At 63.9% G+C, this 20387-nt stretch carries 23 protein-coding genes; 7 read left to right on the forward strand and 16 right to left on the reverse strand.

Annotation, left to right across the window (positions count from 1 at the left end; genetic code table 11):
* Positions 1 to 55: 55 nt before the first annotated feature.
* Both B9A11_RS00295 and B9A11_RS00300 read right to left on the reverse strand, forming a co-directional pair.
* Positions 56 to 955 (reverse strand): DMT family transporter, encoded by a 900-nt coding sequence (locus tag B9A11_RS00295; RefSeq protein WP_058246331.1) that lies wholly within the window; start codon positions 953 to 955, stop codon positions 56 to 58.
* A gap of 39 nt (positions 956 to 994) precedes the next feature.
* Complete coding sequence (locus B9A11_RS00300) at positions 995 to 1591, reverse strand: LysE/ArgO family amino acid transporter (protein ID WP_058246330.1); 597 nt, start codon at positions 1589 to 1591, stop codon at positions 995 to 997.
* A gap of 91 nt (positions 1592 to 1682) precedes the next feature.
* On the opposite strand from B9A11_RS00300, the gene B9A11_RS00305 reads away from it, so the two are divergent.
* Positions 1683 to 2549 (forward strand): LysR family transcriptional regulator ArgP, encoded by an 867-nt coding sequence (locus B9A11_RS00305; RefSeq protein ID WP_058246329.1) that lies wholly within the window; start codon positions 1683 to 1685, stop codon positions 2547 to 2549.
* Between the two features lie 63 nt (positions 2550 to 2612).
* Here the strand turns inward: B9A11_RS00305 and B9A11_RS00310 are convergent, their stop codons facing one another.
* A complete protein-coding gene (locus B9A11_RS00310; RefSeq protein ID WP_058246328.1) occupies positions 2613 to 3362 on the reverse strand; it encodes a YebC/PmpR family DNA-binding transcriptional regulator in 750 nt (249 codons plus the stop codon).
* A 132-nt stretch (positions 3363 to 3494) separates the two neighbouring features.
* Between B9A11_RS00310 and B9A11_RS00315 the strand changes: the two genes are divergently transcribed.
* A complete protein-coding gene (locus B9A11_RS00315) occupies positions 3495 to 4229 on the forward strand; it encodes a glutamine amidotransferase (RefSeq protein WP_058246327.1) in 735 nt (244 codons plus the stop codon).
* Here the strand turns inward: B9A11_RS00315 and B9A11_RS00320 are convergent.
* From B9A11_RS00320 to B9A11_RS00335, 4 genes are all read right to left on the reverse strand, one after another.
* Positions 4226 to 6004 carry an SLC13 family permease gene (locus B9A11_RS00320; protein WP_058246326.1) on the reverse strand — a complete coding sequence of 593 codons (1779 nt, stop codon included), beginning with the start codon at positions 6002 to 6004 and terminating at the stop codon, positions 4226 to 4228. The genes B9A11_RS00315 and B9A11_RS00320 overlap by 4 nt on opposite strands.
* Before the next feature lie 33 nt (positions 6005 to 6037).
* Positions 6038 to 6958: a DMT family transporter gene (locus B9A11_RS00325; RefSeq protein ID WP_058246325.1), complete on the reverse strand. Its 921-nt coding sequence runs from the start codon at positions 6956 to 6958 to the stop codon at positions 6038 to 6040.
* Complete coding sequence (locus tag B9A11_RS00330) at positions 6955 to 7761, reverse strand: TIGR00282 family metallophosphoesterase (RefSeq protein ID WP_058246324.1); 807 nt, start codon at positions 7759 to 7761, stop codon at positions 6955 to 6957. The genes B9A11_RS00325 and B9A11_RS00330 overlap by 4 nt, the downstream gene beginning before the upstream one ends.
* Before the next feature lie 296 nt (positions 7762 to 8057).
* Positions 8058 to 8381 (reverse strand): 2Fe-2S iron-sulfur cluster-binding protein, encoded by a 324-nt coding sequence (locus B9A11_RS00335; protein WP_058246323.1) that lies wholly within the window; start codon positions 8379 to 8381, stop codon positions 8058 to 8060.
* Positions 8382 to 8543: 162 nt separating this feature from the next.
* Between B9A11_RS00335 and B9A11_RS00340 the strand changes: the two genes are divergently transcribed.
* Positions 8544 to 8900, forward strand: coding sequence for an OB-fold nucleic acid binding domain-containing protein (locus tag B9A11_RS00340; RefSeq protein ID WP_058246322.1), 357 nt, complete (start codon positions 8544 to 8546; stop codon positions 8898 to 8900).
* Positions 8901 to 8936: 36 nt separating this feature from the next.
* Positions 8937 to 9470: a peptidoglycan-binding domain-containing protein gene (locus B9A11_RS00345; protein WP_058246321.1), complete on the forward strand. Its 534-nt coding sequence runs from the start codon at positions 8937 to 8939 to the stop codon at positions 9468 to 9470.
* Positions 9471 to 9530: 60 nt separating this feature from the next.
* Here B9A11_RS00345 and B9A11_RS00350 read toward each other — a convergent pair whose 3' ends face one another.
* The 5 genes from B9A11_RS00350 to B9A11_RS00370 form a co-directional block, all read right to left on the reverse strand.
* Complete coding sequence (locus B9A11_RS00350) at positions 9531 to 11000, reverse strand: DegQ family serine endoprotease (RefSeq protein WP_234988698.1); 1470 nt, start codon at positions 10998 to 11000, stop codon at positions 9531 to 9533.
* 233 nt (positions 11001 to 11233) lie between these two features.
* On the reverse strand, positions 11234 to 11425 hold the full coding sequence (locus tag B9A11_RS00355; RefSeq protein ID WP_083499750.1) for a DUF2065 domain-containing protein: 192 nt from the start codon (positions 11423 to 11425) through the stop codon (positions 11234 to 11236).
* Complete coding sequence (hflC, locus tag B9A11_RS00360; RefSeq protein ID WP_058246320.1) at positions 11422 to 12429, reverse strand: protease modulator HflC; 1008 nt, start codon at positions 12427 to 12429, stop codon at positions 11422 to 11424. The genes B9A11_RS00355 and hflC overlap by 4 nt, the downstream gene beginning before the upstream one ends.
* 1 nt (position 12430) lies before the next feature.
* Entirely contained in the window at positions 12431 to 13564 is a 1134-nt protein-coding gene (gene hflK, locus B9A11_RS00365; RefSeq protein WP_058246319.1) for an FtsH protease activity modulator HflK, read from the reverse strand.
* Between the two features lie 70 nt (positions 13565 to 13634).
* A complete protein-coding gene (locus B9A11_RS00370; protein WP_058246318.1) occupies positions 13635 to 15074 on the reverse strand; it encodes an FAD-dependent oxidoreductase in 1440 nt (479 codons plus the stop codon).
* Between the two features lie 159 nt (positions 15075 to 15233).
* Between B9A11_RS00370 and B9A11_RS00375 the strand changes: the two genes are divergently transcribed.
* Positions 15234 to 16067 (forward strand): DUF305 domain-containing protein, encoded by an 834-nt coding sequence (locus B9A11_RS00375; protein ID WP_058246317.1) that lies wholly within the window; start codon positions 15234 to 15236, stop codon positions 16065 to 16067.
* Here B9A11_RS00375 and B9A11_RS00380 read toward each other — a convergent pair.
* The 4 genes from B9A11_RS00380 to B9A11_RS00395 form a co-directional block, all read right to left on the reverse strand.
* A complete protein-coding gene (locus B9A11_RS00380; protein ID WP_234988699.1) occupies positions 16061 to 16699 on the reverse strand; it encodes a M15 family metallopeptidase in 639 nt (212 codons plus the stop codon). The genes B9A11_RS00375 and B9A11_RS00380 overlap by 7 nt on opposite strands.
* A 125-nt stretch (positions 16700 to 16824) precedes the next feature.
* Positions 16825 to 17607, reverse strand: a complete 783-nt coding sequence (gene rpiA, locus B9A11_RS00385; protein ID WP_058246435.1) for a ribose-5-phosphate isomerase RpiA — start codon at positions 17605 to 17607, stop codon at positions 16825 to 16827.
* A 174-nt stretch (positions 17608 to 17781) separates the two neighbouring features.
* On the reverse strand, positions 17782 to 18132 hold the full coding sequence (locus B9A11_RS00390; RefSeq protein ID WP_058246315.1) for a hypothetical protein: 351 nt from the start codon (positions 18130 to 18132) through the stop codon (positions 17782 to 17784).
* On the reverse strand, positions 18129 to 18665 hold the full coding sequence (locus B9A11_RS00395) for a sigma-70 family RNA polymerase sigma factor (protein ID WP_058246314.1): 537 nt from the start codon (positions 18663 to 18665) through the stop codon (positions 18129 to 18131). The genes B9A11_RS00390 and B9A11_RS00395 overlap by 4 nt, the downstream gene beginning before the upstream one ends.
* 93 nt (positions 18666 to 18758) lie before the next feature.
* Here B9A11_RS00395 and cobS point away from each other — a divergent pair, with 93 nt between their 5' ends.
* Entirely contained in the window at positions 18759 to 19745 is a 987-nt protein-coding gene (cobS, locus tag B9A11_RS00400) for a cobaltochelatase subunit CobS (protein ID WP_058246313.1), read from the forward strand.
* A gap of 160 nt (positions 19746 to 19905) precedes the next feature.
* Positions 19906 to 20349: a hypothetical protein gene (locus B9A11_RS00405; protein WP_058246312.1), complete on the forward strand. Its 444-nt coding sequence runs from the start codon at positions 19906 to 19908 to the stop codon at positions 20347 to 20349.
* Positions 20350 to 20387 lie beyond the last annotated feature (38 nt).

Raw genomic sequence — 20387 nt, forward strand, 5'->3', positions numbered from 1 at the left:
CGAAAATGCGCCGAGCGTGGGGAGTTTTCGTGAATCGCGCACAATGCGTGTGAGGTTAGACCTTTGTTTCCGAAACCACCGGAGTGACGCGCCGTTTCAGCACCGCTTCGCGCCAGGTAATGAACACCACCGCCCCAAGGATCACAGAGCCCCCGGCGATGACCCAGGGGTCGACGGATTCGTCAAAGAACAGCGCGCCGATGGCCACCGACCAGACCAATTGCAGAAAGGTCACCGGCTGCGTCACCGTCACCGGGGCGGCGGCAAAGGCCAAGGTCATGGTGAAATGCCCCGCCGTGGCAAAGCAGGCCACGCCGAACAACACCGCCAGCTCGAACGGTGTCGGCCAGACCCAAACCGCGATGGCCAGGGGCGCAAGGCCAATGGTCACGGTGATCGACAGCATCCCGACGACGACCGAGGCGCTGACCTCGCCCGACAGGATCTTGGCCAAGAGATAGGACACCGCGAACAGCAGCGCCGTGATCAGCATGGCGAAATGCCCGGCGTCCAGCTCTCGGAACCCCGGACGCAGGATGATCAACGCCCCGACCATGGCGGCGACAATCGCCATGATCCGCCGCAGCGCCAGTTTCTCGCCAAGGAAAAACACCGCCAGAACAGTGACATACACCGGGTTGAGGTAGTTCATCGCAGTCACTTCGGCAATGGGAATGCGCGTCATGGCAAAGAACCACAAAACCACGCCGCCCGTGTGCACCAGCCCGCGCAGGCCGAACAGCTTCCACTGGCGCGCGCTTAGCCGCACCGCCCGCATGGACCCCCACATGGGGATCAGGAACACAAGGCCAAGCAGATAGCGCAAAAAGGCGCTCTCGCTCGCGGGGATACGCCCACCGCTGAGTTTCACCAGCGCCGTGACCATGACAAAGCACAGCCCCGTCAGGACCATCCAAAAGACGCCGCGCGCCGGGTTGTGATATTCGCTTTCCATAACCAAAGGCTTAGCCTGTCTGGCGGCAGCGGCAAGCGGTTAACCCCCCTTCAGCAGCGATAGGGCGATGGCGAACATGGTCAGGCCGATCAACAGGTCAAGAATGCGCCACGCGGCGGGCCGGGCAAAGACCGGCGCCAGCGCCCGCGCGCCGTAGCCAAGGGTCACGAAAAACACGCCAGAGGCGCTCATCGCCCCGATGGCAAAGGCGAGGCGGTCGTCATACCCCGCCGAAATCGCCCCCAGCATCACCACCGTATCAAGGTACACATGCGGGTTCAGCCAGGTCAGCGCGAGGCAGGTCAGCACGGCGCTTTGCCATGTGCCGGTCTCGCCGCCTGCGGTCAAAGCTTCGCCGCCGCGCCACGCCGACAGCAAGGTGCGCGCGCCGTACCAGATCAGGAAGGCCGCGCCAAACAGACGCATCCCCCATTCCAGCCCCGGCACCAACCGCGTCAGCGCGCCAAACCCCGCCACCCCGGCGGCGATCAGCACCGCGTCCGACAGCGCGCAGACCAGCACCACCGGCAAGACATGCGCCCGCCGCAGCCCCTGCCGCAGGACAAAGGCGTTCTGCGCACCAATCGCCACGATCAAGCCAAGGCTCAGGGCAAATCCGGCCAGTGCTGCGTCCATCGTTTGTTCCTCTTTTACGTCTTGCCAAGGGATTAGCCGCTGACGCATCCTAAGCCAAATTCATCTGGCTAAACCTGATTAAGAATAGCTAATGCGCTACGACCCTGCCCAACTGGCCGCTTTGGAGGCGGTGCTGCGCCTTGGGGCGTTCGATCTGGCGGCAGCGGAGCTGGGGGTGACGCCCTCTGCGATCTCGCAGCGGATACGCGCGTTGGAGGATCGGACCGGCGCGCCCTTGATCCTGCGCGGGCCGCCCGCGACCCCCACCGCCACCGGCGCGCGGCTGGCGCGGCACGCGCAGGAACTGGCCTTGCTGGACGCCGCCCTTGCCCGCGATCTGGGCGAGACGACGCAGACCCACCTGCGGGTCGCCATCAATGCCGACAGTTTGGACACCTGGGCCATTCCGGCCCTAGCGCGCACATCCTATCTATTTGATATCGTTGTCGAAGATGAAAGCGTTTCCGACCAGCGCCTGCGCAGCGGCGATGTGGTCGCCGCCATCACCAGCCGCGATACGCCAGTGCAGGGCTGCGATGTGATCCCGTTGGGGCAGCTGCCCTATGTGGCCACCTGTAGCCCCGATTTCCATGCCCGGCATTTCGCGGATGGCGTCACACCCGAGGCGCTGAAAACCGCGCCAATGCTGGATTTTTCCGGCAAGGACGTGCTGCAAAGGACGTGGCTGCGCGCTGTCACCGGGCAAACGCTTGCCCCGCCGACCCATCACCTGCCCTCGACCTTGGGCTTTGTCCTCGCCAGCCTGGCCGGCCTTGGCTGGGGGCTGAACCCGCGCCCGATGGTGGACCGCCACCTAAGCTCCGGCGCGCTGATCGCGATGCGGCCAGATCACACCCACAGCGTGCCGCTGTACTGGCAGGTGCGTAGCCTCATGGCTCCGGCCCTGCGCCCGCTGACCCGCGCCCTACGCCGCGCCGCCCGCGACAGCCTGCGCTAAACGCAAAAAGGCGGGCCGATCCGCCAAGGGAAAGGCCCGCCTTTTCATACCGTTAGACCAAACTCAGGAGTTTTCCAGAGCCGCCATAACCTCGTCCGAGGCTTCGAAGTTGGTGGTCACGCGCTGCACGTCGTCGTCGTCTTCGAGGGCGTCGACCAGCTTCATCAGGGTCTGCATCGCGTCCAGATCCAGCTCTGTGGTGGTGGTCGGTTTCCAGATCAGCTTGGTCGACTCGGATTCGCCCAGCTCTGCCTCAAGGCCCGTCGCCACATCGTTCAGATCGGTGTCGGCGCAGTAGATCGTGTGGCCATCCTCGGACGATTCCACATCCTCCGCGCCCGCCTCGATCGCCGCCATCATCACCGTGTCCGCATCGCCAACCGACGCCGGATAGGTGATCTCGCCCTTGCGTTCGAACATGAAGCCGACAGAGCCGGTTTCGCCCAAGTTGCCGCCGTTCTTGGTAAAGGTCGAGCGCACGGTGGACGCGGTGCGGTTGCGGTTGTCGGTCATCGCCTCGACGATCACCGCCACGCCATTGGGGCCGTAGCCCTCGTAGCGGATTTCTTCGTAATCCTCGCCCTCGCCACCGATGGCCTTTTTGATGGCGCGTTCAATGTTGTCCTTGGGCATGGACTGGCCCTTGGCTTCCTTGACTGCCAAACGCAGGCGCGGGTTCTTGTCCGGGTCGGGATCGCCCATCTTGGCCGCGATGGTGATTTCCTTGGAAAGCTTCGAGAACACCTTGGCGCGGATCTTGTCCTGACGGCCTTTGCGGTGCTGAATATTCGCCCATTTTGAGTGGCCAGCCATGGCACGCTCCCCTTTACGTCACATCTGTTTGCGCCTCTATAGGGCATGGGCCGGGGTCTTGCCAAGAGCGGCTGCGGCCTGCGACATGGGCGGCCCTTTCCCTTTGCGGCAAGGCGCGGTAGCGGTAGCGGCATGAGCCGTTTTCTGATCCTACAGCTGCGCCCCGAAACCGAGGCCAGCGATGATGAATTCCAAGCGATCCTGACCAAGGGCGGGCTGACCGAGGCGCAGACCCACCGCATCCGGCTGGATTGTGAACCGCTGCCCGAAGGCCTGAACCCTGCCGATTACGCCGGGGTGATTGTCGGCGGCGGTCCGGGCTGTGTCTCGGACGACCCCGCCACCAAGGATCCGGTCGAGGCGCGGATCGAAGCCGCCTGCCTGTCGCTCATGCCGACAATCACCGCGCAGGACATCCCCTTTATGGGGTGTTGCTATGGCATCGGCATTCTGGCGCATCACCTTGGGGCCGAGGTGTCGAAACGTCGATACGGCGAGCCGGTGGGGCCGACCACTTGCGTGAAAACGCCCCAAGGCGCGGCGGATCCGCTGCTGGCCGATCTGCCCGAGCGCTTTGACGCCTTTGTCGGCCACAAGGAAGCGGTCCAAGAGCTGCCGAACGGCGCGGTGCACCTGCTGGACGCCGCCCCCTGCCCGTTCCAGATGATCCGCTATGGGCAAAACGTCTATGCCACGCAGTTCCACCCCGAGGCGGACGCGCAAGGCTTTGAGACGCGCATTCGCATCTATAAGGACAAGGGGTACTTCCCGCCCGAGACCGCGCAGGACTTGATCGACATGTGCCGCGCCGCCGATGTGACCTGGCCCGAGCGGATCCTGTCCGCCTTTGTCCAGCGCTACGCCTAAAGGGGCCAGAAGACCGGGATCAGCAGCGCCGCCAGCACCCCGATGCTAAAGTTCAGCGGCAAGCCGACCTTGAGGAAATCCGAGAACTTGTAGCCGCCGGGGCCGTAAACCAGCGTGTTGGTCTGATATCCAATCGGCGTGGCAAAGCTGCACGACGCCGCGATCATCACCGCCACCACCAGCGGGCGCGGATCGACGCCGATGGCCTGCGCGAGGCCCACCGCGATGGGCGTGACCACCACGGCCACGGCGTTGTTCGACACGGTTTCGGTGAGCACGGACGTCAGCATGTAGATCGCCCAGATCAACACAGGCGCGGGCAAGGTCTGGATCAGCGGGGCCACCGCATCGACCACCATCGCCACCGCGCCGGACGATTGCAGCGCCGCGCCGATCGCCAGCATGGCAAAGATCAACGCAAGCAGCTGCCCTTCGACAAAGGAAAACGCCTCATCGGCGTCGATGCAGCGCGTCAGCAAAACGATGGCCACGGCGATCACCGCCAGCGCAAGGATCGGCGCCACCCCAAGCGCCGACAGCAGCACGATCCCCAGCAGCGCGCCCAAGGCGACGGGGGCGTGACCGCGGCGGAACGCCTTGGCCGAGGGGTGCGAGACGTCCACGAGGTTCATGTCCTCGGCAAGGCGCTGGATGTCGTCCGGGCTGCCTTCGAGCAGCAGGGTATCGCCCACGCGCACCACCAGCTCGTCCAGCTGGCGGCCAATGTTCTGGTTCCGCCGATGCACCGCCAAGGGGTAGACGCCATAGCGGCGGCGCAGACGCAACGCACCCAGACTGCGGCCAATCATCTTGCATCCGGGGGAAATCAGCACCTCGACCGTGGTGGTTTCCTTGGCCGAGACCTGATCCACGCGTTTCAGCGATTTGTTCCGTTGCAGCGACAGCAATTCGGTCATCTGCGTGCGCAAAACCACGCGGTCGCCCACCTGCAAGGTCACGTCCTTGAGGTCGCGGCGCAGCGATTCATCGCCGCGAATGACGTCGATCAGACGCACGCCTTCGCGTTTGAACAGCTGAACGCTGAGCACTTCGCGGCCAATGAGGTTGGATTCCGGCGGGATGACCGCCTCGGTAAAGAACTTCATCCGGCTGCGGTCCGACAGCATCCCCGCCATCGAAGAGCGTTCCGGCAGCAGTTTCGGCGCGATCACAAACAGGTAGAACATGCCCCAGGCGATCAGGATCACCGCCAGCGGGGTCACCTCAAAGATGGTAAACGGCTCTAGCCCCTGCGTCCGCGCGACCCCGTCCACCAGCAGGTTGGTAGAGGTCCCGATCAGGGTCAGCGTGCCGCCAAGGATCGCCGCATAAGACAGCGGGATCAACAGCTTGGACGGTGCGATGTCCAGCGCCTTGGCGATCTGCACGAACACCGGCAGCATCACGACCACCACCGGCGTGTTGTTCATAAAGGCCGAGGCAATGACCACCACGCCAAGGATACCCGCCATGGCGACCCGTGGCCGCTTGACCACCTGCGTCTGGGCATAGAGCGTAAAGGCGTCCAAGGCCCCGGTGCGCACCAAGCCGCCCATGACGATGAACATCGCCGCGATGGTCCAGGGCGCGGGGTTCGACAGCACCTCCAGCGCCGCGTCATAGGGCAGCACCCCCAACAGCAGCAGCGCGCCAACGCCGCCGATGGCCGTCACCTCGGTCGGGTAAATCTCGCGCACGAACAGCGCGAACATCACGATCACCACCGCGAGGGTTATGCCAGCCTGCGCGGTCTGGCTTAGCTCAATCCATTGCATCTGCGGGTTCTACTGCCTTGCTTTGCCTTGCTCTCAACCGGACGCATCTTGGCCGAGCGCGCCGCCCGGTACAAGCGCCTTGGGGCGCGGTTGCACGAGGGCGATGCCCGCCAGCATCAAGGCCAAAGCGCCCCAGATCCAGCCCGAATAGCCTTCGCCCAGGAAGGTGATCGCCCAGATCACCCCGAACAGCGTCACCAGATAACTGACCTGCGCGGCAAAGACCGACCCCGCCTGCCCCACCAGCCAGACGTAGCCGGAATAGGCAAAGGCGTGCAGCACCACGCTGGCCAGCAGCGCAAGGTCCGGCGCGCCCAGCGGCCAATGCGGCGCGATAAACTGCCCGGTCGTCAGGGCCAAGGGCGCGGTGATCAAGGCTCCAAGGATCGACGCCCCCGCCAGCACTTGGAAGGCATCCAGCCCAAGGGTGCCGTATTTGGCGACCAGATTGCCTTCGAGCGCGTAGCACAGCGAAGAGACCAGCGCGACCGGCACCCAAAGGGCGCTGATCCCCTGCGGCAGGCTGGCCTGCGGCAACACCAGCAGCGTAACGCCCGTCAGGCCGATCCCCAGCCCCAGCGCGCGGGTCCAGTGAAAGCGGTCGTTCCCCAGCGCCAGCGCGATGGGCAGCGCGAACAGCGGCACGGAACTGATGAGGATGGACATGACGCCCGACGGCAAATGCGCGATGGCGTTGTAGGAGGCGATGCCGGGCAGCACCGTGCCGACCACGGCGATAAACCCGTAAAGGATCAGCGCCCGGCGATCCCAAGCCAACCTGCGCCCGCGCAGCCAAGTGACCGTCACCAGCAGCACCCCCATCAGCGCGGTTTGCCAGAAAATCAGGCCAAAGTGGCGATAGCCTTCGGAGACGGCGATCTTGCCCAAGGGCTGCGTGCCGCCCCAGGCCGCGCCGATGATCACCAGCGCCGCAAAGGGCAAGGCGGTCTTCACGGGCCAGATTGCTCTAGCCGTCCACCCTGACGCACCATCTTGACGGTCTTGGCCTTGCCGGTGGCGTCGTCGGTTTCCACAAAGACGCCGGACAGGGTTGCCTCGCCCGTGGCGGGCTGAAAGCGCGACTTGACCATGCCCGTGACAAAGCGGCGCATGGGCTCTGCCTTGTCCATACCGATGACCGAATTGTAGTCGCCGCACATGCCCGCGTCGGACTGGAACGCCGTGCCGCCGGGCAGGATTTGCGCGTCGCCGGTGGGGACATGGGTGTGGGTGCCGACCACAAGGCTGGCGCGCCCGTCGCAGAAATGGCCCATGCCCATCTTTTCCGAGGTCGCCTCGCAGTGCACATCCACAAGGATCGCCTGCGCCTGACCGCCAAGCTTGCGGATCGTCTCGTCGACCGCCGAGAACGGATCGTCAAAGGCGCGTTTCATAAAGACTTGGCCGAGCACCTGGGTGACAAGGATCTTGCGGCCGCGGCGGTCTTCGAACAGGCCCGCGCCGCGCCCGGGGGCGGTTTTGGCGAAGTTGAGCGGGCGGATGATGCGTTTTTCGGTTTCGATGAAGGACAGCATGTCCTTTTGATCAAAGGCGTGGTCCCCAAGCGTGACCACATCGGCCCCGGCGTCGAGGATCAGCTTGGCGTGCTCGCCCGACAGGCCCATGCCGTTCGAGGCGTTTTCGCCATTCACGACCACGAAGTCGAGCTTCCATTCCTCGCGCAGCTTTGGCAGCCGTTCCGAGATCCCGGCACGTCCTGCGCGCCCCACTACATCGCCTAGAAAAAGTATCCGCATAGGGGCGGGATAGTGGGGTCCGGGGCGATTTTGAAGCCCTAAAGTGGTTTTGAACAAGTGGTTTCGCTCTCTTTGAGAGCGACCGGTTGGGGGCGCTGCCCCCAAACCCCCGGGATATTTGCCAAAGAGAAGAAGTTAGGGGTGGAGAGACCGCTTTGGCGTGGGATGCGGGTTTTTGGGAAGGCCGCGCAGTGAGGCTGGCGTCTGCGCACTCTCGACGGGCGCGGCGGGGGCTGTGCGCCGCGGGTGGGCGCTGGTAAAGGGCGCGGCGGTGGACGCGGCGCCCCCTTGAGGTTTTAGATCTGCTTTTCGGGCATACGGACCACGAGGCCGTCCAGCGCGTCGGTGACCTTGATCTGGCAGGTCAGGCGCGAGGTGTCGGGGTTCGGCTCAAACGCGAAGTCGAGCATGTCCTCTTCCATGTCTTCCTTGGCCGGGATCTTTTCGACCCACGCCGGATCGACGTAGACGTGGCAGGTCGAGCAGGCGCAGGCGCCGCCGCAGTCCGCCTCGATGCCCGGAATGCCGTTGTCGCGCGCGCCTTCCATGACCGTCAGGCCGTTGGCCACATCCACAACGTGTTCGGTGCCGTTGTGCTCAATATAGGTGATCTTTGCCATCTTTTCTGGTCTCCGTACTGAAGTCGCGCGTAGTGTTAGACACCTGACGCGCTGCCTGCCAGAGCCTTTTGCATCTTTTCCGCTGATAGCTCCTATCAAAACCTCCTGAAGGTTTGGTGAACGGGCTTGGCGGACTCCGCCAGATGTTCTACTTTAGTTCTCATGTCGTGGCCCCGCCCCCCTTTTGCTCTGCCTACCAGCCAGCTGGATCAGCCGCCCAACGGGGCGCGCGTCACCGTGGCGGGCATCGTGATCCTGCGGCAGCGGCCCGGCACCGCCAAGGGCGTGATTTTCCTCACGCTTGAGGATGAGAGCGGCGTGGTCAACGTCATCGTCTGGCGCGCCATGTATGAACGGTTCCGGCGCGCGGTGATCTCTGGGCGGATGCTGCGCGTGACCGGGCGCATCCAGCGCGACAATGGCGTCACGCATGTTCTGGCCGATACGATTGAGGATATCTCGCCACTGCTGGACCGGCTTTTGGACGACACCCTTTCCACAGAGGCACAAAGCCGCTAGGGTTGCACAAACCAAGGCACGAAGAGGCCCGAGCAGATGATCCGAGTTCCCGCCCCGCTGATCGCGATGGCGCTTGTGGCTGCGTGTAGCGCGCCCGAGCCGGTGAGCCGTGCCTCGACGCCTGAGCCGCAGCCGGTTGGCCCGCCGCCCATGGCGACCCCGTCCGGGGATGGCGGCTGCATCGCACATGAGATCACCCCCGCCGTTTACGAACAGGTCATGGGCGAAGTGCAGGTCATCCAGGCAGAGATCGCCCCCGATGGCACCGTCGTGCGCCCGCCTGTTTACCGCAAAGCTCCGGTTCCGCGCATCGTGCGGCCGCGCGCGCAGATCACCTTTGACGCGCCCTGCCCCGAGCAACTGACGCCCGAGTTCATCGCCTCGATCCAGCGGGCGCTTGGCGCGCGCGGGTATTTCTCGGGGAACGTCACGGGGATGCTGGATGCGCCGACCACCGCCGCCATCCGCCGCTACCAGTCGGACCGGGGGCTCAACAGCGCGCAGCTGTCGCTGGAAACCGCGCGCGGCCTTGGGCTGATCGCGGTGGAGCGCGACCAAATCCCCGGCTAACCCCCACACATGCAAAAAGGGCGCCCCGCAGGACGCCATTTTGTTTCGCTCAAGCCAAGATCACTCGTCGGTCAGGTTCAGCGCCATAAAGCGCGGATCCCCACCACGGCGCACCAGCAGCAACAGCGACTTGCGGCCTTCGTCCTTGGCCTCGTCGATACGCTCCTGGAACTCGTCCAGCGCCTTGACCGGGGACTGGCCCGCCTCGGCGATGACGTCACCGGCGCGCAGACCCTTTTCAAAGGCTTGCGAGTCCTCTTCGACGTTCATGACCGCCAGACCTTCGGTGCCCTCGGGCAGGTCCAGTTCAGCGGCGATTTCCGGCGTCAGCGGGCTAAGCGTCAGGCCCAGCAGGTCCAGCTTGGACGGCTCCACCGGGGCGTCCTGCGTGGCGGCGGCGGGGACAGCGCCCTGCGCCTCTTCGCGGCGGCCCAGCGTCACGCGCAGCGTTTCCGTCGTGCCATCGCGGTTGACCACCACGCGGACAGTTTCGCCCACCGGGGTGTTGGCCACAACGCGCACCAGCTGGCGGGTGTCCTCGACCTCAATGCCGTTGAAGCTGACGATGACGTCACCGGCCATCATGCCGGCGTCCTTGGCGGGACCATCGGGCACATCCGACACCAGCGCGCCGCGCGCCTGCTCCAGACCAAGCGCTTCGGCCACGTCGTCGGTCACGTCCTGGATGCGCACGCCCAGCCAGCCGCGGCGGGTTTCGCCGAACTCCTTGAGCTGCGCGACAACCTTGGTCACCACGTTGGACGCCATGGAAAAGCCGATGCCGATCGAGCCACCGTTGGGCGACAGGATGGCGGTGTTCACGCCGATGACGTCGCCATCCATGTTGAACAGCGGGCCGCCCGAGTTGCCCCGGTTGATCGCCGCATCCGTCTGGATGTAGTCGTCAAAGGTGCCGGACAGCGCCCGGTTGCGCGCGGACACGATGCCAGCCGAGACGGAAAAGCCCTGCCCCAGCGGGTTGCCCATGGCCATCACCCAATCCCCAACACGGGCCACGTCACTGTCGCCAAAGCTGACGAACTTCAGCGGGCCGTCGGCCTCGACCTTGAGCAACGCGATGTCGGTGTTGGGATCGGTGCCAACCAGCGTCGCGGGCAGCTCGAACCCTTCGAAGAACTCGATCTGGATCTCGTCGGCGCCTTCGATCACGTGGTTGTTGGTGACGATAAAGCCATCCTCAGAGATGACGAACCCCGACCCCAGCGCCGAAGAGCGGCGCGGACGGTCCGGCTGGCCCCGGTTCTGGAAGTCGCGGAACAGGTCTTCGAACGGGGACCCTTCGGGGACGATGCCCTGCGGGCCGGTGCGGCCTGCGACCACGGTGGATGTGGTGATGTTCACCACGGCGGGGCTGATGCGTTCTGCCAGATCGGCAAAGCTTTCAGGGACGCCACGCGCCGCCGCCATCAGCGATTGCGATACGATCAGGACCATGGACAGCGTCGTCAGCCAGAAAAGGCGAAGCGGCGTGGCCCGATCCCTACTCAGAGCGAGGGATTGCGGTTTCAAATTGATCTCCTTGTCTCTGCCAGCCAGCGGCGGTCTACCGCTGCCTGCCTCCTGTCTCAGTGTGCCTAACATAGGTGCGCGTTCGCAACACCAAAGACGGGAAAACCATTCCTCACGCGACCGTGACTCGAAAGTGAGCGGTTTTGCGCCCGTGCAGGGAACCCCACGGGTCGTTAAGATTTAAATAAAATTGGTTTAAAAAGCGCAAAGCGGGGGGATTTACGCATAAATCCCTAGGCCTTGGCGATCCACAGCAGGGTCACGCCGGTCACCAGCGTCACCAGACCCAAAGTCCGCCGCGCCTCTGGCGGCATCTCGCGCATCGCCTCGAGCAGGCGTTCCACAAGCGAAGGGGCCAGTGCGTACACCAGCCCCTCGATCACGAGGACCATGGCGATCCCCGTCAGTATGTCCGTTCCGGTCAATTGTCCGCCGGGACCGCAGGCGCGGTCTGAGCCGGTGCCGCCGGGGCCGCATCCTGCGCCGGTTCTGCCGGTGCTTGGGGTGCATCGGTCGCCGCTGCGGGTGCAGGCGCCTGAACCGCCGTCAAAGCGTTCTGCGAGACTTCGCCGTTGAAGTACTCAAAAAACTGGCTGTCCGGCGTAATGACCAAGCTGGAATTCCCACCCTGCAACGCGCGCTCATAGGCTTGAAGCGAGCGGTAGAAGGCAAAGAACTCGGGGTCGGCGCCATAGGCTTCGGCAAAGATGCGGTTGCGTTCGGCGTCGGCCTCACCGCGCGTGATGTTCGCGTCACGGTTGGCTTCGGAAAGCGTTTCGGTCCGGGTCCGGTCGGCCAGCGCGCGCACACGCTGCGCGGCTTCGCGGCCACGGGCGCGCTCGTCCTCGGCCAGACGTTCGCGGTCAGAGCGCATCTTGGCAAAGGTTTCGTTCAACAGCTGATCGGGCAGGTTGGTCTGCTTGAGACGCACGTCCACCACCTCGATCCCGAGGGTCATCGCCTGCGCGCGCGCGTTGTCGCGGATACGCTGGCTCAGGGCGCTGCGGTCATCGGAGAGGATGCTGTCAGAGGTCACCTGATCAGTGCCCAGAACCTCGCGGATCTGCGCGCTCAGGATACCTTGCAGGCGGGACTCGGCGCGGCGCACACCGCCCACACCCACCGCCTGACGAAAGCGCACCGGATCGGAAATGCGGTAGCGCGCAAAGGCGTCCACAACCAAGCGGCGGCTGTCCGAGGGCAGCACTTCGATGGTTTCGGTGTCCAGCGACAGGATACGGTCGTCGTAGTACACGACCTCCTGGATCATCGGGATCTTGAACGCCAGACCCGGCTTTTCCTTGACGGCCTTGATCTGTCCGAACTGAAGGACCAGCGCCTTTTGCTTTTCGTTGACGACAAAGATCGACGACATCAGGACGATGGCCGCGACCACCACGGCGGGGATGATAAAGGTTGTCTTGTTCATCTTAGTTCCCCCCACGCTGAAGCTCGTTCAGGGGCAGATAAGGCACAACGCCCCCTTCCCCGCCGGTCAGCGACGGATCAAGGATCATCTTGTTCACATCCCCAAGCACGCTTTCCATGGTCTCCAGGTACAGGCGGCGGCGGGTGACCTCGGGGGCCACAGCGTATTCCTGCTGCACAGAGGTAAAGCGCGCGGCCTCACCCAAGGCTTCGTTGATCACACGGGCGCGGTAGCCTTCGGCCTCTTGCAAAACCTGCGCGGCCTGACCACGGGCTTCGGCCACCACGCGGTTGCGGTAGGCTTCGGCCTGCTGCTCAAGGCGCTCGCGCTCTTGCTCGGCGGCGGTCACGTCGTTGAAGGATTCGATCACCTCGTCGGGCGGATCGACCGTTTCAAGGTTCACACGCACGATGTTGATGCCGGATTCATACTCGTCCAGCGTCGCCTGAATGCGCTCCATCGCGGCCTGCGCCGTTGCGGCACGCGCCCGGTTCAGGATCGGGGCCAGGTTCGATGCGGCGATGACTTCGCGCATGACCGCCTCGGACACCGCGCGCACGGTCTGTTCCGGCTCTGCGATGTTGAACAGGATCAAGGACGGGTCGGAAATGTTCCAGACCACCTCGAAATCCACCTCGACGATGTTCGCATCGGTGGTCAGCATCAGGCCGTTGTCGGCCCCGCTGCCCGCGCCGATGGTCTCGGTCTGCTCCGAGGTCACATCGACCACTTCGTAGGTCACGAACGGCCAGGGCGCAAAGTTCAGGCCCGGTTGGCCAATGCCCGAGAATTCGCCAAGGAACAACTCGACCGACTGCTCTTCGGGGCGGACGGTGTAAAAGCTGCTGAACGCCCAAAGCGCCAGCGCGCCCAGCGCCGCCAGACCGATGGAGCTTTTGTTAAAGCCGGGGCCACCAGCGCCGCCGGACCCGCCGCGACCACCCGTGCCGCCGCCATCCTTGCCGCCCATCAGAACGCGCAGGCGTTCCTGGCCCTTTTTCATCAACTCGTCGATCTCGGGGATCTGGTTATCCTCGGGTCGACGACCTCCTCCGCCGTTCGGTCCCTGGGGAGGGCGGTTGTTGCCGCCAGAGTTGCCACCGCCCCCCCAGGGGCCGCCGCTGTTTCCTGCCATGAAGTGCTTTCCTTCCTTGGTCGTAACTTTTGCGTGCTTGCCGCCTAAACTGTGCGCTTTCGCGCGAAATTCAAGATTTGCGCGTCGGATTGCGCATGGTGACGATCTCTTCGGACATGGTCGGGTGAACGGCCACGGTGCGGTCGAAATCCTCTTTGGTTGCGCCCATCTTGATGGCAATCCCCGCCAGCTGGATCATTTCGCCTGCGCCGGGCGCGACGATATGACAGCCCAAAACCTTGCGCGTCTCTTGCGAAACAATCAGTTTCATCATGACACGGTCCGGCTGATCGGCAAAGGCCGTTTGCATGGGCCGGAACGAGGCGCAGTAGACCTCGATCGGCTCCTGCTCGCGCGCCGCCTCTTCGGACAGGCCAACGGTGCCCATTTCCGGCTGGGTAAAGATCGCCGAGGGGATCAGCTCGTGGTCGACCTTGGTCGGGTTGCCGTGGAAGACGGTCTCGACAAAGGCCATACCCTCGCGGATTGCCACCGGGGTCAGGTTGACGCGGTCGGTCACATCGCCAATGGCATAGACCGACGGCACCGCCGTTTGGCTGTAGTCGTCCACCTCGATGGCGCCGTTGCGGGCCATCTTGATGCCCAGTTCCTCCAGACCCAGATCGTCGGAATTCGGCTTGCGGCCGGTGGCAAAGAACACCGCGTCAAAGGTCTGCTCTTCGCCGTTGGTGGCCTTGACCCGGATCGGCTTGCCGTTGGGGCCGGCCTCTTCGGCGGTCTCGTCGTGGCCGTATTGCGATTCCTCGACCGGCAGGGTCATGTCGTCGTGGCTGGCGGTGCCCATGGCGACGATGTCCGTCCCGGTATGCAGCTTGATGCCGCGCTCTTTCATGGCTTCGGCGATCAGGCCACGCGCCTCTTCGTCGAAACCGCGCAGGATTTGCGCGCCGCGATAGTATTGCGTCACCTCGACGCCGAGGCCATGCAGGATGCAGGCGAATTCGCAGGCGATATAGCCGCCGCCGATGATCAAGACCGATTTGGGCAGCTCATCAAGGTGAAAGATGTCGTCCGACACCATGCCCAGATGCGCGTTGGGCAAATCGGGGCGCACGGGACGGCCGCCGGTGGCGATCAGGATGTGCTTGGCGGTCTTGGTCTCGCCAGTCGAAAGCTCGACCGTATGCGCGTCTTTCAGTTTCGCGCGCGCGTCAAAGGTTTCCACCCCAGAGCCCGCCAGCAGCTTGCGGTAGACCCCTTCGAGCCGGTCGAGTTCCGCGTCCAGCTTGCCGCGGAAGGTGGTCCAGTTGAACTCGCCGTCCGCCATGTCCCAGCCGTAGGCACGGGCCTGGCCGGGCATTTCGCTGTACTCGGAGGCAAAGACCATCAGTTTCTTGGGCACGCAGCCCCGGATCACGCAGGTGCCGCCGTAGCGGTCTTCTTCGGCCAATGCGACCTTGGCCCCGGCCTCTCCCGCTGCCACGCGCGCCGCGCGCACACCGCCAGAGCCGCCACCGATGACAAACAGATCGTAGTCGAAATCGCTCATGATACGCCCTCATATTTGCTTGGGTCCGAGGTATTTCACAGCCCCCCACAGAAGGCCAGAGACCGCGCGGCGAAACCGCCTCACCTTTGCGCGTGCGATTATTACGGAACCTTTGCTGCCCTAACCCGCGTTAAGAGACAAAGAAGACCGGAGCCATCCATGACCTACAAACGCTTTTTCACCATGATCCTAGCCTCGACTGTCATCATGTTCGGGCTGATGTATTTGAACACCTACGCGCTGGGGCACATCTATTTCTCGGAAACCCGCAGCTATATGGCGGTGATGATGGGCGGGGTGATGGCCGTGGTCATGATGGCCTTTATGTTTGGACACTACCCCGTGAAGCGTACGAACTGGCTGATCCTTGGCGGCGGCGCGGTGCTGGCGGCGGGGATGCTGTATCTGGTTCGCGCGCAGGTGACGGTGGACGGGCTGAGCTACATGCGCGCGATGATCCCGCACCACTCGATTGCGGTGATGACCTCTGGGCGGGCGAATATTCAGGACGCGCGGGTGCGCAAGATGGCGGATGAAATCCTGATGGCCCAGCAAAAAGAGATTTCCGAGATGCGCTGGCTGAGCGCCGAGCTGGCCGCCGGGCGCTATGCGCCGGTGACCTATGTGGGCTCGGCCCCCGTTGAGGGCAGCATTGACGACGCGCTGACCCGCGCCCAGCGCAGCGCGATGGACCCGCAGCAGATGACGCTTGAGACGGCGCAGCGCGTGCTCACCGCGCCCACGTGCGCGTTTCGCTATACCACAGAGGCCGATCCGGTGCTGTGGACCGATGCCGATGGGACGCAAGGCGTGGCCATGTTGAATGACGTGTTGATCCCGCTGAGCGGCTCTGGCCAAAGCTTTAGCGCCAATGGGTTGCGCCTGTCGGTGACTGAGGTGGACAGCGACTGGCGGTATAACGCGACGCTCAGCTACACCGTGACGGGTGGTCCGCAGTCGGGCTTTGCCGGGGACTGGCGTTGTGATCAGTGACCGGATCGGGAAAAGTGCTGGTAATCCTTGAGCGATTGCCAGTCGCCGCCCCACCCCCAGCCGCGCGCCTTGAAGGCGCTAACCACCGGATCGCCGGCGCGGATGATGCCTTGGACGTCGGATGTGCGCTCGGCGGCCTCGTCAAAGGCTTTGCCCGCCGCAGGCGAGGTGCCGCCGCTGGTGACATAAGGGTTCTGCACCGGGTTGATGTCCATCGCCGTACCAAAGGCGTGCTGTGATAGGCGCGTCGTGCCCCCTACCACGCGACAGTTGAACGCGCTGGTGTTGTTGGCGGCCATGGACAGATCGTCCTTGCCAAGGAACATGTGCACAGGCTGCATCCGCTCGATGGGAAAGCCCGCCTGATGCAGCTCGTCAAAGATATCAAGCACCTCGGCGGCGACCTCGCCGGCGACGATCATCTGCCCCAACTGCTGCGCCCCGTCGAAACCGTTAAAAGGCACGGTCAACAGCCGCAGGGTCGCCCGCGCGGGACAGCCCATGCCCTCGTGCCAGGACACCCCTTGCATCCGCTGCCACATGGCGTCGGGCACATCGCTCTGGGTGCCGCGCTCGGCCCAAGCCGCCTGCCCTGCGAAAAGCGCCGCCATCAGGATCGCTGTCTTGCCCATACCCATCTCCGGTTCTTTGACCTTTATATGGAGGCAGAGGGCGCCGATTACAAAGTCAGGAATTCCGCACGAAAAAGGGGCCGATCCTTGCGGATGGCCCCATCGTTTCAACCCGTCAGGCGGGTTTATATGTCCTTGAAGAGGTTATCGTCCTCGACAAAGTCCATCTTGTCCTCTTGCACGGTGCCGGCGTTGATGTCGCGGGTTTCCACGCGGCCATCGCCGTAGCCGATCACAACCTGATCGCAGATGTCGATGAACAAACCGTTTTCCACCACGCCGGGGATCTGGTTCAGCACCATCGCCAGCTGGCGCGGATTGCCGATGCGCTGCAAATGCAGGTCGAGGATGTGGTTGCCCTCATCGGTGATGTAGGGGCGGTCGCCGTTCATGCGCAGGCTGGTCTGGCGGCCCATCACATCCATGGACACCAGGGTTTCCTCGATCAGCGCCTGAGAGGTCTGCCAACCAAAGGGAATCACCTCGACCGGCAGCGGGAAGGCACCCAGGTGCTCGACCTCTTTGGCAGCATCGGCGATCACCACCATCTGGTCGGACGCGGTGGCCACGATCTTTTCCTGAAGCAGCGCGCCGCCGCCCCCTTTGATCAGCGAGAGGTTCGAGTCGAACTCATCCGCGCCGTCGATGGTCACGTCCAGCCAGCGCGCCTCGTCGAGGCTGATGACCTCAATGCCCACTTCGCGCGCCAGTTCCGCGGTGCGGGTCGAGGTCGGCACGCCGCGAAAGCGCAGGCCTTCCTCGCGGACCTTCTCGCCCAGGCAGCGCACCAGCCAAGCGGCGGTGGAGCCGGTCCCCAGACCGACGCGCATTCCATCCTCGACGAACTCGGCCGCCCGTTTGGCAGCGACAAATTTGGCCTTATCGATCGGCGACAGATCTCCGGACATGGTCATCCCCTTTTGGTCCCGCAGTTGCGCGCCGTTATAGGCGCAGGCCGCCCTTGGTGCGAGTGCCAAAACGGCGCAAGCGCGGGGATTTGCGCGGCTTGAACGGGAAAATGACGGCACGCCTGCCAGTTGGGCGCGAAATTGGCGCGCCTGTCCGGGTCGATTCGCGCGGGCCTACCCGCCTGCGCCCACCAACAGCCCCGATGAAAACACCAGCCAAGCGATCCCCGCCCCGGCGATTGCGCCCAGCGCGTAGGGCAAGACCTGCCGCCAGATCGCCGGGGGCGGCGCGCCAAAGGCGGCCCGTTCGATGCGCCGCGCAAGGGCCGCGGGCGGCGTTTTCGGCGGGACCGTTTCCGTGAGGGTGGTCAAAAACCCCGCCCAAGCGATGACCTCTTGTTCCAACTCCGGGTCACCGTCCAACTGGCGCTCAAAGCCAAAGCGATCTTCCTCTGACAGCAGCCCCAAGGCGTATTCGGCGGCACTTGCCTCTGGCCCGCCGGGCAGATCGGTGATCTGGGTCATCGGCTCAGACACTCCCTGAGTTGCATCAGGCTGCGACGGAGGACGGGGCGCGCCTGCTGCTCTGACACGCCCATCTCGGCGCTTAGCTCGGCGTAGGTTGCCCCTTGTAGATAAGCCTTTTGCACCATGCCGGCGCGGTCGGGCGGCAGCTCGCGCAGGCAGCTTGCCAGCATCTGCCCTTCGGCAGAGGGGGCCGCGCCAGCCGCTCCCGTGTCGTCGAAATCAAGCGGCGCGGCCTGCCCCACCGCACGGCGCGCGCGTAAGCTGTGCACCGCCTCTTGCTGGGTGATCGTCAACAGCCACACCAGCGGGCCATAGCCGCCTGCGCGATATTTGCCCGCGCGCGTCCAGATCCGCTGGAACACCGCCTCCAGCACCTCTTCGGCGGCCCCATCATCGTCCACGATGTGACAGGCCAGCCCGAACAGCCGCGGCGACAGCGCCGCATACAGCGCCCGAAAGGCCCGGCGATCGCCCATCGCGATGCCAACAATCCACTCTTCGATCTGTTCTTGCTCGTGTTGCGGTTTCATATGGTTTGTTTATCCCGCTTGCCCTTGCCCATCTGCCGGATATGTTGCACCACGTGCAAAACATATTTGCCCGGACAAGAGGACGGATTAACCATGGCCGACGAGATGCTGGATATCAACGCGAAACCGACCGAAGAAATCTCGGTCCGTGAGGTCTTTGGCATTGATACGGACATGGTGGTGCATGGCTTTGCCGACCGCACCGCGCGCGTCCCCGAACAGGATTCGACCTACAAGTTCGATCCCGACACCACTTTGGCCATCCTTGCAGGCTTTCACCGCAACCGCCGCGTGATGATCCAAGGCTACCACGGCACCGGCAAATCGACGCACATCGAACAGGTTGCCAGCCGCCTGAACTGGCCGTCGGTGCGTGTGAACCTTGATAGCCACATCTCCCGGATCGACCTGATCGGCAAGGACGCGATCAAGCTGATCGACGGCAAGCAGACCACCCAGTTCCAAGAGGGCATCCTGCCATGGGCGCTGCGCAACCCCTGCGCCATCGTGTTCGACGAATACGACGCGGGCCGCGCCGACGTGATGTTCGTGATCCAGCGCGTGCTGGAAACCGACGGCAAGCTGACCCTGCTGGACCAGAACCAAGTTCTGACCCCGCACAAGTATTTCCGCATCTTCGCCACCGCCAACACTGTTGGTCTGGGTGACACCACGGGCCTGTACCACGGCACGCAGCAGATCAACCAAGGCCAGATGGACCGTTGGTCGCTGGTCGCCACGCTGAACTACCTGTCGATCGACGCCGAAACCTCGATCGTGCTGTCCAAGGCGCCGCATTACAACAATGAAAAGGGTCGCAAGACCGTGCGCCAGATGGTGACCGTCGCCGACTTTACCCGCCGTGCCTTTATGAATGGTGAACTGTCGACGGTGATGTCGCCGCGGACCGTGATCGCCTGGGCGCAAAACGCCGAGATCTTCCGCAACGTCGGCTACGCCTTCCGCCTGTCCTTCCTGAACAAATGTGACGAGCTGGAGCGCCAGACCGTGGCCGAGTTCTATCAGCGCTGCTTTGACGAAGAGCTGCCCGAAAGCGCGGCGTCCGTGTCGCTGGGCTAAGATCGTCTGACATTTCAAACTGTTAAGAGGGGTGCCGCCGGGCGCCCCTTTTTCTTTGCGCGTTTTGTGCAGGTATTTGATGTGGATTTGATGACACTTTAACGAAAAGTTTTCATTTCGATTAACGGGATGGCGGAACTTTTGGTGTACCGTCTAGTTTATGGGCGATCTGAAAACATATCTGTTTGGCCTGTTGATGGTCCTGATCGGCGCGGCGACGCCTGCGTTGGCCATGCCTGACACGGGGCCTGACACCGGCCCTAACGCGGGGCCCGACCGGGCGACGGAACAGGTCCGGCTGTTTGCCACCTGCCTTGGGCGCATGTCCGCCACCATGGAACACGAATGGCTCATGGGCCGCGACGGGGCGCAGGCGCGCGGGCAAAGGCAGCTTTTTGAAATGCTGGTCGAGGCGGTGATGCCCGACGCCCGGCGCGCGGGCCTGACCGGCGCGCATATCCTGCACCTGCGGATCGAGGCAAAGTTCGCGCAGGCCAAACTGTTGCAGGCCGCCAGCTTTGACCCCGACACGCGCCGCAAACGCTATGCTGCCAACCTTGCCCAGCGGGAAATCGGCGCGTGCAATTCACTGGCTTTGGGCTAACGCGCCCTCTTGCCAATTGCGCGCCAAAAGGGGAAACC

Source organism: Tropicibacter naphthalenivorans, from assembly GCF_900176475.1.
Lineage (GTDB): Bacteria > Pseudomonadota > Alphaproteobacteria > Rhodobacterales > Rhodobacteraceae > Tropicibacter > Tropicibacter naphthalenivorans.